At 72.5% G+C, this 16,030-nt stretch carries 10 protein-coding genes; 6 read left to right on the top strand and 4 right to left on the bottom strand.

What is annotated here, in order from left to right; translation table 11 throughout:
* Positions 1–17 precede the first annotated feature (17 nt).
* Together ACP4IX_RS13060 and ACP4IX_RS13055 are read right to left on the bottom strand one after the other, a co-directional pair.
* Complete coding sequence (locus tag ACP4IX_RS13060) at positions 18–1,646, bottom strand: peptidoglycan DD-metalloendopeptidase family protein (RefSeq protein ID WP_426523169.1); 1,629 nt, start codon at positions 1,644–1,646, stop codon at positions 18–20.
* 272 nt (positions 1,647–1,918) lie between these two features.
* Positions 1,919–2,884: an esterase/lipase family protein gene (locus ACP4IX_RS13055; RefSeq protein WP_426555567.1), complete on the bottom strand. Its 966-nt coding sequence runs from the start codon at positions 2,882–2,884 to the stop codon at positions 1,919–1,921.
* 525 nt (positions 2,885–3,409) lie between these two features.
* Between ACP4IX_RS13055 and ACP4IX_RS13050 the strand changes: the two genes are divergently transcribed.
* Positions 3,410–3,826, top strand: a complete 417-nt coding sequence (locus ACP4IX_RS13050) for a cobalamin B12-binding domain-containing protein (protein WP_426555566.1) — start codon at positions 3,410–3,412, stop codon at positions 3,824–3,826.
* A 381-nt stretch (positions 3,827–4,207) separates the two neighbouring features.
* Here the strand turns inward: ACP4IX_RS13050 and ACP4IX_RS13045 are convergent, their stop codons facing one another.
* On the bottom strand, positions 4,208–5,848 hold the full coding sequence (locus ACP4IX_RS13045) for a DUF5691 domain-containing protein (protein WP_426555565.1): 1,641 nt from the start codon (positions 5,846–5,848) through the stop codon (positions 4,208–4,210).
* Positions 5,849–6,029: 181 nt separating this feature from the next.
* Positions 6,030–7,388 carry an SWIM zinc finger family protein gene (locus ACP4IX_RS13040; RefSeq protein ID WP_426555564.1) on the bottom strand — a complete coding sequence of 453 codons (1,359 nt, stop codon included), beginning with the start codon at positions 7,386–7,388 and terminating at the stop codon, positions 6,030–6,032.
* 249 nt (positions 7,389–7,637) lie between these two features.
* On the opposite strand from ACP4IX_RS13040, the gene ACP4IX_RS13035 reads away from it, so the two are divergent.
* The 5 genes from ACP4IX_RS13035 to sucC all read left to right on the top strand — a co-directional run bounded on the left by ACP4IX_RS13035 (position 7,638) and on the right by sucC (position 16,014).
* Positions 7,638–8,735 (top strand): ATP-binding protein, encoded by a 1,098-nt coding sequence (locus tag ACP4IX_RS13035; protein WP_426555590.1) that lies wholly within the window; start codon positions 7,638–7,640, stop codon positions 8,733–8,735.
* Between the two features lie 108 nt (positions 8,736–8,843).
* Entirely contained in the window at positions 8,844–11,498 is a 2,655-nt protein-coding gene (locus ACP4IX_RS13030; protein WP_426555563.1) for a DUF5682 family protein, read from the top strand.
* Positions 11,495–12,664 carry a VWA domain-containing protein gene (locus ACP4IX_RS13025; protein WP_426555562.1) on the top strand — a complete coding sequence of 390 codons (1,170 nt, stop codon included), beginning with the start codon at positions 11,495–11,497 and terminating at the stop codon, positions 12,662–12,664. The genes ACP4IX_RS13030 and ACP4IX_RS13025 overlap by 4 nt, the downstream gene beginning before the upstream one ends.
* Before the next feature lie 166 nt (positions 12,665–12,830).
* Positions 12,831–13,997, top strand: coding sequence for a hypothetical protein (locus ACP4IX_RS13020; protein ID WP_426555561.1), 1,167 nt, complete (start codon positions 12,831–12,833; stop codon positions 13,995–13,997).
* Positions 13,998–14,832: 835 nt separating this feature from the next.
* The gene (sucC, locus tag ACP4IX_RS13015) at positions 14,833–16,014 is read left to right on the top strand and encodes an ADP-forming succinate--CoA ligase subunit beta (protein ID WP_053135877.1); all 1,182 of its coding nucleotides are present in this window, start codon (positions 14,833–14,835) and stop codon (positions 16,012–16,014) included.
* Positions 16,015–16,030 lie beyond the last annotated feature (16 nt).

Below are 16,030 nucleotides of genomic sequence, written 5' to 3'. Positions count from 1 at the left end.
GCTGAGACGTTACGGCGTCAGGACGGGTTGAGGCCGTGGCTGCGCAGCCACGAGAGCGGGTCGATCGCCGAGCCGCCCGAGGGACGCACCTCGAAGTGCAGGTGCGGGCCGGTCGAGTTGCCCGAGTTGCCGGAGAACGCGATCGCGTCGCCGGCCTTCACCGTCGTACCGGAGGGCACCTGGTAACTGGAGAGGTGGCAGTACCACGTCTCCGTACCGTCCTTCGCGGTCACGATCATCATGTTTCCGTACGCGCTGTTGTACTGCGTGCGGACCGTGCCGTCGGTCGAGGCCATCACCGTCGTGCCGTACGACACCGGGAAGTCGATCCCGCTGTGCACGGACATCCAGTTGATGCCGGCCTGGCCGTAGTACGCGCTGAGACCGTGCTGGGCGACCGGGAGCGCGAACTTGGGTCGCAGCCGCTCCTTGCGGGCCGCCTCCTGCGCCGCGCGCTTCTTCTCGGCGGCCTGCTGGGCCTTGAGGTCGATGCGTTCCTGGGTCCGGCTGGCCCGGTCGGCGAAGTCGTCGGCTCCGGCGGCGAGGCTCGTGAGCTGGGTGTCCAGCTTGCTGTTGGCCGCGGACGGCTTCACCGGCGCCGCCTCCGTGTCGTCCGCCGCGCCCGCGTCCGCCGCGGACGCCCTGGTCTCCTTGCCGTCGTCGCCGGTCAGGCCGCCGACCGAGGCCGCGGCGATACCGGCGACGCTCATCACGCAGGCCGACGGCACGGCGATGGTCAGCAGCGCCGAACGCTTGGCGGGCTGGCGGCGGCGGGAACGCGACCCACCGCGGGAGGCGGTGCGTGCGGCCGGAATCCGGGCGGCCGGGCTGACCTCTTCCTGGCCCTCCAGGAGAGGGGTCACGGTGGGGAGTTCGCCGGTGGCGGCAAGGTCGTCGTCGCGCGGGGCGGGGTCCTCGGCGGTCGGCGGGGCGTCCGCCGGGCTTTCCGGCGCGGTGTTCTGTGCCGTCTGCGGGCTCTCCGCCGTGGTGCCGTCCGAGTTCCACTGCGTGGCGTCGTAGGCGCCGGTGTCGACCGTGCCGGTGGCGAACGCGCCGGTCGCGAAGGTGCCGGTTTCGTACGTACCGGTGGCGAAGGTGTTGGTGTCGAAGGTCTGCGTGCCCCATTGCCACTGCTGGGTCTGATCCGCCGGCTCGCCGGGCTGCTCCGGCTGGGCCCAGGCGCCGGTGTCCCACTGCCCGGTGGCCTCGACGCCCGTGGCCTGCGGCGGCACGGAGTCGGGCTGCTGGTAGTCGGCCGTCCACGTGGTCGTGTCGTAGGCGCCGGTGTCGTAGGCGGCGTGGTGCTGGGCCGCGTACGCGTCGTAGTTCAGGGTCTGTCCGCTGCCGGTGGACCACTGGGTCGCGTCGTACGTGCCCGTGGCGTCGTAGGACCCCGTGGTGTCGTACGTGCCCGTGGCGTCGTGGGTTCCGGTGTCCTGGCCCGGGAGGCAGGCGAAGAGGGGGTCCGCGTCGAAGGCCGCCGTGGTGGCGCCGCCGGTGGAAAAACCGGTGGTGGCGTATCCGCCGTACGTGGTGAGGTCGCCGTACTGGGCCTCCCCTGTGCCGTACGACGCGTACTGCGTCGGATCGGCGTCGGAAGCCGAGGCCGGGGTGGTCAGGGTCCCCGACGGGTGACGGTCGTTCACCAACTTCTCTTTCGCCTCGACAACAGGGGCTGCCAGAGCAGTGCGGCGACTGTACCCGGCGGTATACGGGCACGACAATCTTCGTCAGGTTTCACGCGCGAAGGAAACGGGCAATCGGCCGTGTTTTGGGGGACGGCGGGCACGAGTTTGGCTTTGTGTTCGATGTTTGTTCGATAGCGAACGGGTTGTGTCGGCCGTTTTTTGGAGCCTGACCGGAGTCTTCTCGGCGCCTTGTGGGGATCTTCTGGGGGTCTTGAGGGGTTTCCCGGGTCTCAGGCGACCGTCAGTCCGCCGGCGTGCTTGCCGGTTTCCGCGGCCGCCTCCGACTCGATCGTGTCGAGTGCCTGCCGTATCCCGGTGGCCACGGCGGGGTGTACGGGGAGGGCGAGGTGGCCGATGCCGCTCACCCGCACGTTCCGCACCGTCAGGTCGGGGTGGTCGAGGCAGGCGCTCTCCAGCGGATCCATCACGCGGTCCAGATCGCTCCAGAAGCTGACGAACCGTGTACGGCAGCCGGGTGACGGCAGGGCCAGCTCCTCGAGTACCGCCGATCCGGGGCGCATCTGGCGCACGATCGGGTGCGCGTTCGCCAGGGGGATCACCCGGGTGCCGGAGTGCGGGGTGCCGAGCGTCACGAGTGTCCGGACGTGGAGGTCTCCGGCGAGGCGCTGCACGTAGTACCGCGCTATCAGTCCACCGAGGCTGTGCCCGACGATGTCGACCCGCTCACTGCCCGTCCGTTCGCAGATTTCCTCTATGTGCCGGCCGAGCAGCTCGGCCGCGGTGCGGATGTCGCAGGTCAGAGGGGAGTAGTTCAGCGACTCGATCTGGTGCCTGCCGTGCTGGGCCAGGCTGCGGCGCAGGAACAGGAAGACCGAGCGGTTGTCGATGAAGCCGTGCAGCAGGACGACCGGGGGGCTGCCGCGGGCCGGGAGCCGGGGGGTGGGAGGGGACGGTTGCCGGTCCTGGCCGGCCTGTGGCGGGAGGGCGGAGACCGGGCGGCGCTCCTGGATGATCCCCGAGGGGTACAGGAGTAAGTGCCCGGCGAGGATCGCGACCTCCAGGGCGCTTGCCTTGACGAGGGTCAGGGAGAGTCCGGTCAGCCGGCCTGGGAGACCCGTGAGCCCGGGCAGTCCTGGAAGCCCGGGCAGGTGGGACAGGCTGGGCAGGCCGGGCAGGCCGGGCAGGAGACGCTGGCAGAACGGGAGAAGGGGCAGTGCTGTCGTGGTGACCTTCATGGGCCGACCTCCTGTCGGCACGCGCGGTGACGCCTCTGTCCCCCGTGTGCCCTCGTGGAGAGCCGTGACACCAGTGATTGGTGATGTCTGTGAGGTTCGCCCGTCGGAGCGCGCCGCTGCGCAGTGGCAGCGCTCTGTGAGCCCAGTGGTGTCGTTGAAACGGCGACGAGGCCCGCTGCTGCCCTGTACTGCCCTTCGCTGCGGCTCTCCGTACGCGTATTGCCGCCGCGCCCTGGAACGGTGTGCGGCGGACGTGTCCCACTGTGTGATTTCCCCCTCTGTATCCACCGCGAAACTGCCGGTTGCGGGATGCTGGCGATAACGTTCGTTCACTTCCCGGACGATGTGGTGCGGGGTGTCTGCGTCGCCAGAGTGTGCTGCTTCGTGTGCTTGTGTGCTATGTGCGCGATGTGCGTCTTTTGTGCACGATGTGCGTCTTATGTATGCCGTTCCCTGTGTACGGCGTCGGCGAAGTGTGCGGTACTTGTCGGTACGGATGGATGTAGTCGCTTCATGGAGGCAGTGATGGGTGTGGCAGCCGGTCCGATCCGCGTGGTGGTGGCCAAGCCGGGGCTCGACGGCCACGATCGTGGGGCCAAGGTGATCGCGCGGGCGCTGCGCGACGCCGGGATGGAGGTCATCTACACCGGACTCCACCAGACACCCGAGCAGATCGTGGACACCGCGATCCAGGAGGACGCCGACGCGATCGGACTGTCCATCCTCTCCGGTGCGCACAACACGCTCTTCGCCGCCGTGATCGAACTCCTCAAGGAGCGGGACGCGGCGGACATCCTTGTCTTCGGCGGCGGAATCATCCCCGAGGCGGACATCGCCCCCCTGAAGGAGAAGGGCGTCGCGGAGATCTTCACGCCCGGCGCGACCACGGCGTCGATCGTGGACTGGGTGCGGGCGAACGTGCGGGAACCCGCGGAGGCGTAACCGCCCCGTCTGCGTGCACGGGCGGCCGCGCACGAAGGCCGGCACCGGAGCCGATGGGGAGCCGATGGGCCACGCGGGTCACTCGGACCACGCTGATCTCTCTGGCTGCTCGGGTCACTCGGGGCGGTCACTCTGGCCGCTTGGGGCATGCGGGGCATGCGGGGCATGCGGGGCATGCGGGGCATGCGGGGCATGCGCGGCGTCCGGGGCCACGCGGGGTCTCCGGGGCCGCCACACGGGCAGGCGACGGGTGGTCGGTCGCGGTCGCGGGCGGGCGGCTGTGGTCGCGGGCGAGTAGTCGTGGTCGCAGGCGGAGCGGGCGTGGAGGAGTGGCGTGGGACGCGCTTGCCGGGTGCGGGCGCGCGGCGCGTGCCGCCGGCGTCAGCGCCGCGTCCCGCTGTCCCCCGCGCCGAGTTCCTCGGCCATCGCCGCGCGCAACCGCAGAGTCGTGACGAGCCGTTGAAACGCCTCCGCCCAGTACCCCCCCGCTCCCGGCGAAGCGTCCTCCGTTTCGTCCGGTATCGCCAGCAGGCCGTCGAGTCGCCCCGCCTCCGCGGGGTCGAGGCAGCGCTCGGCCAGACCCATGACGCCGCTGAAGCTCCACGGGTAGCTCCCGGCATCACGAGCGATGTTGAGCGCGTCGACCACCGCCCGTCCGAGCGGCGGTGCCCACGGCACTCCGCACATGCCGAGCAACTGGAACGCCTCGGACAGGCCGTGCGTCGCGATGAACCCGGCGACCCACTCGGCCCGTTCGCCGGAGCCCAGGGTGCCGAGCAGTTCGGCCCGCTCGGCCAGGGACACCGCGCCCGGCCCCCCGGCCTCGGGCGCCGTGGGTGTTCCCAGCAGCGCCCTCGCCCATGCGCCGTTCCGCTGCCGCACCGCAGCCCGGCACCACGCGGCGTGCAGGTCGCCCTGCCAGTCGTCCGCCACCGGCAGGGCGACGATCTCCTCGGGGGTACGTCCGCCGAGACGCTCCGGCCACATCCCGAGCGGGGCCGCCTCCACCAACTGACCGAACCACCACGAACGCTCCCCCCGGCCCGAGGGCGGACTGGCCACGACGCCGTCCCGTTCCATACCCGCGTCGCACTCGTGGGGCGCCTCGACGGTGATCGCCGGTGGGTCCGGGGTGCGGTCGAGGGACACGCACGTCACGGCCCGCGCAGCCATCCGCGCGGCGAGCGCCGAATCCGGCAGCGCCGACAGCAGCTCCGCCGCCGTTGCCCGGACGTTGCGGCTGCGGTCGGCCAGCGACTGTTCCAGGAACGGTTCGTCCGCCGGCTCCAGGCCCGTCCGCAGTGAGTCGAGGAACATCAGCCGGTCCTCGGCCCGCTCCGTGGCCCAGGTCGAGGCGAGCAGTTCGCGGGCGCCTGCGGGGTCGCGGGCACGCAGGGACGCCAGCAGGGCGACCCGCTCGGCGAACAGGCCCTCCTCCCAGAGCCGGCGCACCCGCTCCGTGGCGCCGGGGCCCGGCAGCGCGGTGCTTCCGCCGGGCGCCGCGCGCAGGGCGAACCGCCAGTCCGGGTTCAGCCGGGCCAGCCACAGGGCGCGGGGCCCCGCGAACGCCAGCGCCGCCGGACGCAGGTCGGTACGCCCTCGTGCCGCGTCCAGCAGGGCCGGCAGCGCCTGGGGCGGTGCCGCATAACCGCGGGCGTTCGCCATCGCCAGCAACTGGGGCAGCAGCTCCATCAGGTCGGGCGCGGCGCCTCTGCGGCCGCCACCCGCCGTGCCGGGACGGTCGGCGAGCAGCATCGTGAGCCGGCGGACGGCCGCGGCCGGCAACGGGGGGCGGGGGTCCTGGGGGGCCGGCTCCGCACGCCGGGCGGCGCGGGCGGGGAGCAGGCCGGCGCGCCGGCGGACGGTCTCCGCCGCCGCCGCGTCCAACAGCGCCGCCGGTGCGCCGGGGCCGGGCCGGCAGCCCGGGGGAGTGCGCCGGTCCGTGCCGAGCAGCGCTGCGGTGACGAGTTCCTCCCAGACGCCCGGGACGGGCGCGTCCGCGGGGGCGGACGTCCTGGTCATGGGCACTCCTTTCAGGTACCGGTCCGGTTCCATCCGTGCGGGTATGTCCGTGCAGGTCTGTTCGTGCAGGTCTGTTCGTGCAGTTCTGTTCGCGCAGTTCTGTTTGTGAGATTCGTCCGTACGGGTTGGTCTGTGCGGGGACTTCCGTACGGGCTCATTTCCGGCCCGTCGCGTGGGCGGGTCAGCGCAGAGGCACCGCCGGACCAGGCCCGATCGGCCAGGCCGTCAGGGGAGTGAAGCCGCGGTGGCCGCACTCACCGAAGACCTTGAGGGGCGCTCCGCCCGAGAGGGCGACCAGGAGCCACAGTCCCGACCGGTTGTCGGCCGCAGGGAGGAGCGGCAGCGCCGTGTCTCCGTCGGCGTCCGCCAGCTGCCAGGAGTCGCCGTCCGGTACCGGGACGACCCGGTCCAAGGTCACCGGCACCGACTCCAGCCACGGATCGTCGCGGAGGGCCTCGCCGTAACGGGCGGCAGCCTGGGTGGTCGTCACTCCTCTCGGACGTATCTCCGCCGGTGCGGGCGGCGCGAACCGGCGCCCAAGAGCGGCGCGCTGCTGACCGGCGCCCGGATACGCCGACACCTCCGCCTCCAGGGTCAGTCCCACCGGCAGCGCCGGCTCCGGGGCCCGGCCCGCGGCCCCGTAGGAGAGGAGCAGTACGGCGCGGTCCGTCTCCGCGCCGTACAACCATGTGCGACGGGTCGTCAGTCGTGCGTCTGCCGTGTCGTACTGGGCGAGGACCAGCCAGTGGTCCCGCACCGGGGGACCGGCCGCGGACGTGATCAGGCCGACGCGTGAACGGACCGTCGCCGCGAGGCCGTCCGGCAGCTGCTCGCGGCGCAGCCAGCCCTGGTCGAGCAGGTGTAGGAGAGCGCACTCCTCCAGCAGCCTGACCGGCCAGCCGGGACCCGAAGACGGTACGGCCCCCAGCTCCCGCACACGCGAGGCCAGCCCCGACGCCTGGGCGTCGACCATGCGGGCCGCCGTCTCCTCCCACAGTCCGTACCCCGCCTGGTCCGCGCCGGCCAGACCACCGCGCAGCAGGTCCGTCAGCCGCTGCTCCAGCTCCGTCGCACCCCCGGTGATCCGCTCGGTCCGCTGCTCCGCCCGGCGCCGCGCCGCCTCCGACGCACCGGGCCCGGCCGCGGACCCGGAAGCGCCCGCCGTCCTCTTCCTCTCGGCGCGCTCGCGGCGTCCGGCGACCCACTGCGTCACCCAGTCCGGCGCCCGGCCCCCCGGCACGGCTCCTTCACCGACGGTCCAGAGCAGCAACAGCCCGATCACGTGCTTGCACGGGACCTTGGGGCTCGGGCAACCGCACTTGTACGCGGGCCCGGACGCGCCCGCGATGTCGACGGCCGTCTGATACGGCCTGCTGCCGCTGCCCTTGCACAGCCCCCACACCGTCCCCTCGTCGTCGGAACTCCCCACTCCGGACCACGGACCGGCCCTTCCGAGCCTGCTCCCCGCTGTGCGTGACGAGGCGTCGGGCGCCAGTGCCAGCACCTGGTCCGTGGTCCAGCGCTCCCCCTGCTGAGTCATGCCATCGAAGGTAGGTCCCGCCACTGACAATCGGCCCAAGCGGAAGTGTTCTTGCAGGTCAGAGTGATTGTCAGTGGTGTGGTGCACCGTGGATGACAGATCGAACCGGCCGAGCTGGAGGGGGAATCAGCCATGCCTGTGTCCGTAGAACCGAAGTCCGCAGAACCGAAGTCCGCAGAACCGAAGTCGCAGCGAACGAAGTCGGTGGAGCCGGCGTCCGGGGAGCCGGCGTCCGTCGAACCGAGTCGCATCGGTTCCGCGACCGCAGCGGAGGCCTTGCGCCCGCACGCCGAGGACGCGTTCTCGGCCGAACTCGCCGCACTGGCGGCGCACGACGACCGTCCGCGCCCGACTCGCTGGAAGCTCTCGCCCTGGGCCGTCGCCACCTACCTGCTCGGCGGCACCCTGCCCGACGGCACGGTGATCACCCCGAAATACGTGGGCCCGCGCCGCCTCGTCGAGGTCGCCGTCACCACGCTCGCCACCGACCGGGCCCTGCTCCTGCTGGGTGTTCCCGGCACCGCCAAGACCTGGGTGTCCGAACACCTCGCGGCGGCCGTCAGCGGCGACTCGACCCTGCTGGTGCAGGGCACGGCAGGCACACCCGAGGAGTCGATCCGCTACGGCTGGAACTACGCTCAGCTCCTCGCCCACGGCCCCAGCCGGGACGCCCTCGTGCCCAGCCCGGTCATGCGGGCCATGGCGGAGGGCATGACCGCCCGCGTGGAGGAACTGACCCGCATTCCGGCCGACGTGCAGGACACACTCATCACGATCCTGTCGGAGAAGACCCTTCCGATACCGGAGCTGGGCCAGGAGGTGCAGGCGGTCCGCGGCTTCAATCTGATCGCCACCGCCAACGACCGTGACCGCGGAATCAACGACCTGTCCAGTGCGCTGCGTCGCCGCTTCAACACGGTCGTACTGCCGCTGCCGGAGACCGCCGAGGCGGAGGTCGAAATCGTCTCGCGCCGCGTCGACCAGGTCGGCCGCTCCCTCGACCTGCCGTCGGCTCCCGACGGCATTGACGAGATCCGTCGGGTCGTCACCGTTTTCCGGGAGCTGCGCGACGGGCTGACGAGCGACGGGCGTACGAAGGTGAAGTCGCCGAGCGGCACGCTGTCGACGGCGGAGGCCATCTCCGTCGTCACCAACGGGCTGGCACTGGCCGCCCACTTCGGTGACGGGGTTCTGCGGCCCGGTGACGTCGCCGCGGGCATTCTCGGCGCCGTCGTCCGTGACCCGGCCGCCGACCGCGTCGTCTGGCAGGAGTATCTGGAGACGGTCGTCCGCGAGCGCGACGGCTGGAAGGACTTCTACCGGGCCTGCCGGGAGGTGACCTCGTGAGCGACATGCGGATGCGGAAGCGGATGCGTCATGGACCGGGTGCTCCGGTGCTCTGCCCGGCGGGGGACGACGGGGACTCGACCTGGACCCGTAGGCGAGGGGGACGGCGTGGCGGACACTGACGGGGCCGGGAGCGGTGCGACCGGCAGGCTGGGCGGAACCGTGGGTTCCGTGGGTTCCGGGGGCGGACCGCTACTGCTGGGCGTACGACACCACGGTCCGGGGTCGGCACGGGCGGTCCGGGCCGCGCTGGAAGCGTCCCGGCCGGGCGTCGTGCTCATCGAAGGGCCGCCGGAGGCCGACGCCCTGATCCCGTTGGCCGCCGACGAGGACATGAGGCCGCCGGTCGCGCTCCTGGCCCACGCCGTGGACGAGCCCGGACGCTCGGCCTTCTGGCCGCTGGCCGAGTTCTCTCCGGAGTGGGTGGCCGTCCGCTGGGCCCTGGAACACGACGTCCCGGCCCGCTTCATCGATCTCCCTGCCACACACACGCTGGCATGGCAGGAAGCGGACGGTGCGGTGGAGGGGACGGGACCGGGGGAGCCCGGACCCGGCAAGGGGATCGAGCCCGGTGCCGCCGTCCCCGGCTCCGTCCGGGGCGATCCGCTCGCCGCCCTCGCCCGGGCCGCCGGCCACGACGATCCCGAGCGCTGGTGGGAGGACGTCGTCGAGCACCGCGGCGTCGCAGGCGGGGACGTGCTCGCGCCGTTCACGGCCCTGGAGGAGGCCATGGGTGCGCTGCGGGAGACGGAGGAGTACGGCGGGCACCACCGGGACCTGGTGCGGGAGGCCTACATGCGGCTCCAGGTGCGTGCGGCGCGGCGCGAGTTCGCCGAGGGCGTCGCCGTGGTGTGCGGTGCGTGGCACGTGCCCGCGTTGCGGCGCAAGGTCGCCGTCGCCGCCGACCGGGCGCTGCTGAAGGGGCTGCCGAGGACCAAGGTGGACATGACCTGGGTGCCCTGGACCCACCGCAGGCTGTCCCGGGCCGGAGGGTACGGGGCGGGCATCGAGTCGCCGGGCTGGTACGGGCATCTGTTCGGCGCGCCGGACCGGCCCGTCGAGCGGTGGCTGACCAAGGTGGCCGGGCTGCTGAGGGAGGAGGGCCAGGCCGTCTCCGCGGCGCACGTCATCGAGGCGGTGCGGTTGGCCGGGACCCTCGCGGTGATGCGCGGGCGTCCACTCCCGGGGCTGGGCGAGACGACGGACGCCGTACGGGCGGTGATGTGTGAGGGCTCGGACGTGCCGCTGGCGCTCGTGCACGACCGGCTGGTGGTGGGGGACGTGCTGGGGGCGGTGCCCGCGGGGGCACCGGCGGTGCCGTTGCAGCGCGACCTCGACCGGATCCAGCGGCGGCTGCGGCTCAAGCCGGAGGCACTGGAGCGGGAGCTGGAACTCGACCTGCGCAAGGAGACCGACGCGGGGCGCAGCAGACTGCTGCACCGGCTGCGGCTGCTCGGCGTCGGCTGGGGCGAGCCGGCCGCCTCACGGGGCAGCACGGGCACGTTCCGCGAGACGTGGCGGCTGCGGTGGGAGCCGGAGCTGTCGGTGCGGGTCGCCGAGGCCGGGGTGTGGGGCACGACCGTGCTCGCCGCCGCGACGGCCAGGGCCGAGGCCGACGCCGCCACCGCGCAGGGCCTCGCCGAGGTCACCGCGCTCGCCGAACGCTGCCTGCTGGCCGAACTGCCGGACGCGCTGCCCCCGGTGATGCGGATACTCGCCGACCGCGCGGCGCTCGACGCGGATGTCGGCCACCTCGCCCAGGCCTTGCCGGCCCTCGTCCGCTCCCTGCGCTACGGCGATGTACGCGGCACCGACACCAGCGCCCTTGCCGAGGTCGCTGCGGGTCTCGCCGAACGGATCTTCGTCGGTCTGCCCGCGGCCTGCGCCGCGCTGGACGCGGACGCGGCCGAGGAGATGCGCCGACACGTGGATGCCGTGCACGGCGCGGTGGGCCTGCTCGGTGACGCACCCGCGCCGGGCCACGGCGACCTGCGGTCCCGCTGGCGGGCCGTGCTGCGGGCGCTCTCCGTGCGGGAGACCGTACCCGGCGTCGTCCGGGGACGTGCCGTACGGCTTCTGCTGGACGACGGCGAGCTGGCACCGGGAGAGGCGGCACGGCTCATGGGCCTGGTGCTGTCCCGGGGGACGCCACCGGCGGACGCGGCGGCCTGGATCGAGGGCTTCGTCGGCGGCGGCTCGGGCGGTGGCATGCTCCTCCTGCACGACGAGCGACTGCTCGGCCTGATCGACGCCTGGCTGACCGGAGTGCCGGCGGAGGCGTTCACGGACGTGCTGCCGCTGCTGCGGCGCACCTTCTCGGCCTACGAGCCGGGAGTGCGGCGCAGCCTCGGTGAGCTGGTCCGGCGCGGACCGCAGTGGCGGGGGAGCGTGACGACGGCCGGCTCCGGCATACCCGGCTTCGCGGCCGGGCTCGACACCGGACGTGCCGACGCCGTGCTGCCGGTGATCCGGCTGCTGCTGGGCGTGGACGCGGTGGAAGTGGCCGACGCGGTGGGTGTGGCCGACGCGATGGACTCGGCCGAGGTGGCAGGCGGGGCGGATCCGATCGGCAGGGCGCCGGTGGCTGACGGGGCGAAAGCAGCCGACGGGGCGGATGTGACTGAGGGGGCGCAGAAGGCCGGCGGGGCGCAGGTGATTGGCGGGGCCGATGGGATGGACGCGTGCACGGGAACCGTCGGGCCGGGCTCCGGTGGCCGGCGGCCGGGATCCGACGACAACGACCTTGTGGGAGTGGACGCATGACGACCGACCGGCTGGTTGCCGACCCAGCGCAGGAACGGCTGCGGCGGTGGCGGCTCGTCCTCGGCGGTGATCCGGCCGACGGCACCGGTCGCACGCTCTCCGGACAGGACGCCGCAATGGACGGGGCGCTCACCGCGCTCTACGGGAAGGGGGACACACCGCGGGCGGGGCGCGACCGTTCGGCGGGGCTCGGGGCCTCCGCGCCGGCCGTGGCGCGCTGGCTGGGGGACATCCGGACCTACTTCCCGTCCTCCGTCGTGCAGGTCATGCAGCGGGACGCGATCGACCGGCTCGGTCTCGCCACGCTCCTGCTGGAGCCGGAGATGCTCGAGGCCGTGGAGGCCGACGTCCATCTCGTCGGCACCCTGCTCTCCCTCAACAAGGCGATGCCGGAGACGACGAAGGAGACGGCGCGGGCCGTCGTGCGCAAGGTCGTCGAGGACCTGGAGAAGCGACTCGCCACCCGCACCCGGGCCACCCTCACCGGCGCCCTGGACCGCAGCGCCCGCATCAGCCGGCCCCGCCACCACGACATCGACTGGAACCGCACGATCGCGGCCAATCTCAAGCACTACCTGCCCGAGTACCGGACGATCGTGCCGGAGCGGCTCGTCGGTTACGGCCGGGCGTCCCGGTCCGTGAAGAAGGAGATCGTCCTCTGCGTCGACCAGTCCGGTTCGATGGCGGCGTCCGTCGTGTACGCGTCCGTGTTCGGCGCGGTGCTGGCGTCCATGCGGTCGATCGACACCCGGCTCGTCGTCTTCGACACGGCGGTCGTCGACCTCACCGACCAGCTCGACGACCCGGTCGACGTGCTCTTCGGCACCCAACTCGGCGGAGGCACGGACATCAACCGTGCGCTGGCGTACTGCCAGTCGCGGATCACCCGGCCCGCGGAGACGGTGGTCGTGCTGATCAGCGACCTGTACGAGGGAGGCATACGGGACGAGATGCTCAAGAGGGTCGCGGCGATGAAGGCGTCGGGGGTGCAGTTCGTGACGCTGCTGGCGCTGTCCGACGACGGGGCGCCCGCGTACGACCGGGAGCATGCGGCAGCGCTCGCCGCGCTGGACGCACCGGCGTTCGCCTGCACGCCCGATCTCTTCCCTGAGGTGATGGCCGCAGCGATCGAGAAGCGGCCCTTGCCGATACCGGATGCCGGATGACGCCGTGTCGATCCGGGGGCCCGACTGCCACCTGCACAACGGATATGACCGACCATCGCTGAAGCCGGGCTTGCGCAATCTCCGGACTCCCGTGCGAAAATCGCGCGATGTGTCGATGGGTTGATCGGTACGCGACCCGTTCCGCCGCACGGGAGGAATCTCCCTCTTGATCTGGTCCGCAGCCCTGCCTGGTGCCGCTCTGCGCATGATGCGCAGGGCGGCCGGGCGGCGTGCGCTGCAGGTGGCGCTGCTGGTGGGCGGACTCCTGGTGCTCGGGGTGCTCTGCGGAGAGCGGGCGTGGGCGGCCGGAGGAACGCCGTCGGTACGCGGGGTGGTCGGCCAGGTCGTCGACGTTGCCGGGGAGCGCCCGCGGGAAGCACGGGGATCAGCGACCGTGCAGGGGCCCGGCACGGTCCGGAGCGGCGGTACCGCCCAGGACTCGGGTAGTGCGCGGGACTCCGGTGCGGGCCAGGGGCCCGGCACGGTCCGGAGCGCCGGTACCGCCCAGGACTCCACCGCTCAGGACTCCACCGCTCAGGACTCCGGGAGCGCGAAGGGCTCCGGTCCGGACCAGGGCTCTCGGCGGGGGCGGAGTCCCTGGGGCATTCCCGGCTCCGACGTGGCGCTTCCGGACCCTCGTCCTGTGGCCGAGAACGTCGTCCGGTCCGTGGAGGGCCGCCTCGTGCGGCCGGTCGGTGACGTGGTGAAGGCGGTGACCGAGGGGCTCGGCGCGGTCGCGCAGGCGGAGGCGCCGCCGCTGGAGGCGTTGCCGGCGCTTCCGTCGGCACCCTCCCTGCCGTCGTCTGCTCAGCCGTCGGTCCTGCCGGATCCGTCCGGCAGGACCGGACTTCCCGGTTGGTTGACGCCGGTCGGTCCGGACTCGCACCCCGAGCCCTCGAGAACGGTGCCCGACGCATCCGGCACATCCGACGCCGCCACTGCCGACTCCTCCGGCACTTCCGACACCTCCGACACCTCCGACACCTCAGACGTCCGGGCCCCCGACGGAGCCGGAGCCGGAGGCGTGGGACAGGTCGCGTACGGGCCGGGGCAAGTCGCCGACGGGGCGCCCGCCGCGGCGCGCGTCGACAGCCGTCGCGCCGTGCTCGCACCCACCGAGCACGCCCCCGCCCACCAGGCGCCCGCCGGCGCCCCCGACGGCACGCTGGGCAGCGTGTCCGGCGCAGATCAGGGAATGCCGCGCAAGGGTGACGCACACGCGGTCACCCCGCACCACCGCCTCCCGTTCCGACTCGTGCCCGGCGCCCTGGTGGGTGCCGACGCGGCCGGGACCCAGGACCGGCACCGGGACATTCCCGTCTCTCCTGCCTAGCGCAGAGGCCTCCTCCGCCACAGCCCCTCCGTGCGGGCGGAGAGGTCTGCCCGCCGTCCGGACACCTCTCACTCCTCCGGGCGGACGCCGCCGCGGCCGTATCACCGGCCCGGCATCCGGAAATGTCCCCGAGCCCCCGTGACCGGTGGTCCGTGACGCCGGCGTCGCCCCGAGGTCGGCCCGGCGTGACACCGGCACGGTGGCGGACCACTGCGGCGGGCATGGACTCCGCGGGGCGGCAGGTCCCGGACGGCCGAAAGCCGTCGGCCTCCGTGTGGCCGAAACCCCCGCGGTCGGGGCCTGCTGGTTCCCATTGGGGTGGGTATCAGCAGGCCCGCTCCCCAGGACCGCACCTGTGCGCCTCCGGGGAGCCCGACGGGCCTCACCGGGCCAACCCCAGCCCGGTGAGGCCTCTCCCACGGCCCGGCGAAAGCCGGTCGAGGCCTCCGAGCCTCCGAGGCCACCGAGCCACCGAGCCACCGAGCGCCCGAGCCCCGCGCCCCAGCACCGCGCGCCAGCCCCGCGCCCCAGCCCCGCGCCCGAGCCCCGCAAGGCCCACCGAGCCCGCCTGAGCGGCGCTCGCCCGCCCCCCTGCAGACCCCCTCACACCCGGCACCCCGTGCCAGTGAGCACGGCATCATGTGACAGGCATCACCGCTCAGGTGTGACCTACGATTTAGAGACCCCCCGCAACCGGCGATAACCTGCGAGACGGACATGCCGCGCGCTCGGTCACCGTGTGCGCTCCCCTTGTGACACAGCGGACGTCACGTTGCCCTCGCGGCACGCCCACGCATCCAACGAACCGCGAGATCACTGATAGGGACGGAAGCGCGTGGACCTGTTCGAGTACCAGGCGAGGGACCTCTTCGCCAAGCACGATGTACCGGTGCTGGCCGGTGAAGTCATCGACACGCCTGAGGCGGCGCGCGAGATCACCGAGCGTCTGGGCGGCAAGTCCGTCGTCAAGGCGCAGGTGAAGGTCGGTGGTCGTGGCAAGGCCGGTGGCGTGAAGCTGGCCGCCTCCGCGGACGAGGCCGTCGCCCGGGCGACGGACATCCTCGGCATGGACATCAAGGGCCACACGGTCCACAAGGTGATGATCGCCGAAACCGCCCCGGAGATCGTCGAGGAGTACTACGTCTCCTTCCTCCTCGACCGTGCCAACCGCACCTTCCTCTCCATCGCCTCCGTCGAGGGCGGCATGGAGATCGAGGAGGTGGCGGCCACCCGTCCGGAGGCCGTCGCCAAGACGCCGATCGACGCGATCGACGGCGTGACGCCGGAGAAGGCGCGCGAGATCGTCGAGGCCGCGAAGTTCCCGGCCGAGGTCGCCGACAAGGTCGCCGACATCCTGGTCAAGCTGTGGGACACCTTCATCAAGGAGGACGCCCTCCTGGTCGAGGTCAACCCGCTGGCCAAGGTCGTCTCCGGCGACGTCATCGCCCTCGACGGCAAGGTGTCGCTGGACGACAACGCCGAGTTCCGTCACCCGGACTTCGAGGCCCTCCACGACAAGGCCGCGGCCAACCCGCTCGAGGCCGCCGCCAAGGAGAAGAACCTCAACTACGTCAAGCTCGACGGCGAGGTCGGCATCATCGGCAACGGCGCGGGTCTCGTCATGAGCACCCTCGACGTCGTCGCGTACGCCGGTGAGAAGCACGGCAACGTCAAGCCCGCCAACTTCCTGGACATCGGTGGCGGTGCCTCCGCCCAGGTCATGGCGAACGGCCTGGAGATCATCCTCGGCGACCCGGACGTCCGCTCCGTGTTCGTCAACGTGTTCGGCGGCATCACCGCCTGCGACGAGGTCGCCAACGGCATCGTCCAGGCGCTGAAGCTCCTCGAGGACCGCGGCGAGAAGGTCGAGAAGCCGCTCGTCGTCCGCCTCGACGGCAACAACGCCGAGCTGGGCCGCAAGATCCTCACCGACGCCAACCACCCGCTGGTCCAGCGCGTCGACACCATGGACGGCGCGGCCGACAAGGCCGCCGAGCTGGCCCACGCCGCCAAGTAAGCACTCAGGACGAGGA

The organism is Streptomyces sp. WG5 (assembly GCF_049974565.1).
Taxonomy (GTDB): Bacteria; Actinomycetota; Actinomycetes; order Streptomycetales; family Streptomycetaceae; genus Streptomyces.
Note: the sequence above shows the minus strand (reverse complement) of the source record. Positions and strands in the feature narration are given on the sequence as shown.

What these genes read in the sequence shown, in the direction of transcription:
- ACP4IX_RS13055 (WP_426555567.1), bottom strand. Translation starts at nt 2,884, where the DNA reads ATGAAGGTCACCACGACAGCACTGCCCCTTCTCCCGTTCTGCCAGCGT.
- ACP4IX_RS13050 (WP_426555566.1), top strand. Translation starts at nt 3,410, where the DNA reads ATGGGTGTGGCAGCCGGTCCGATCCGCGTGGTGGTGGCCAAGCCGGGG.
- ACP4IX_RS13045 (WP_426555565.1), bottom strand. Translation starts at nt 5,848, where the DNA reads ATGACCAGGACGTCCGCCCCCGCGGACGCGCCCGTCCCGGGCGTCTGG.
- ACP4IX_RS13040 (WP_426555564.1), bottom strand. Translation starts at nt 7,388, where the DNA reads ATGACTCAGCAGGGGGAGCGCTGGACCACGGACCAGGTGCTGGCACTG.
- ACP4IX_RS13025 (WP_426555562.1), top strand. Translation starts at nt 11,495, where the DNA reads ATGACGACCGACCGGCTGGTTGCCGACCCAGCGCAGGAACGGCTGCGG.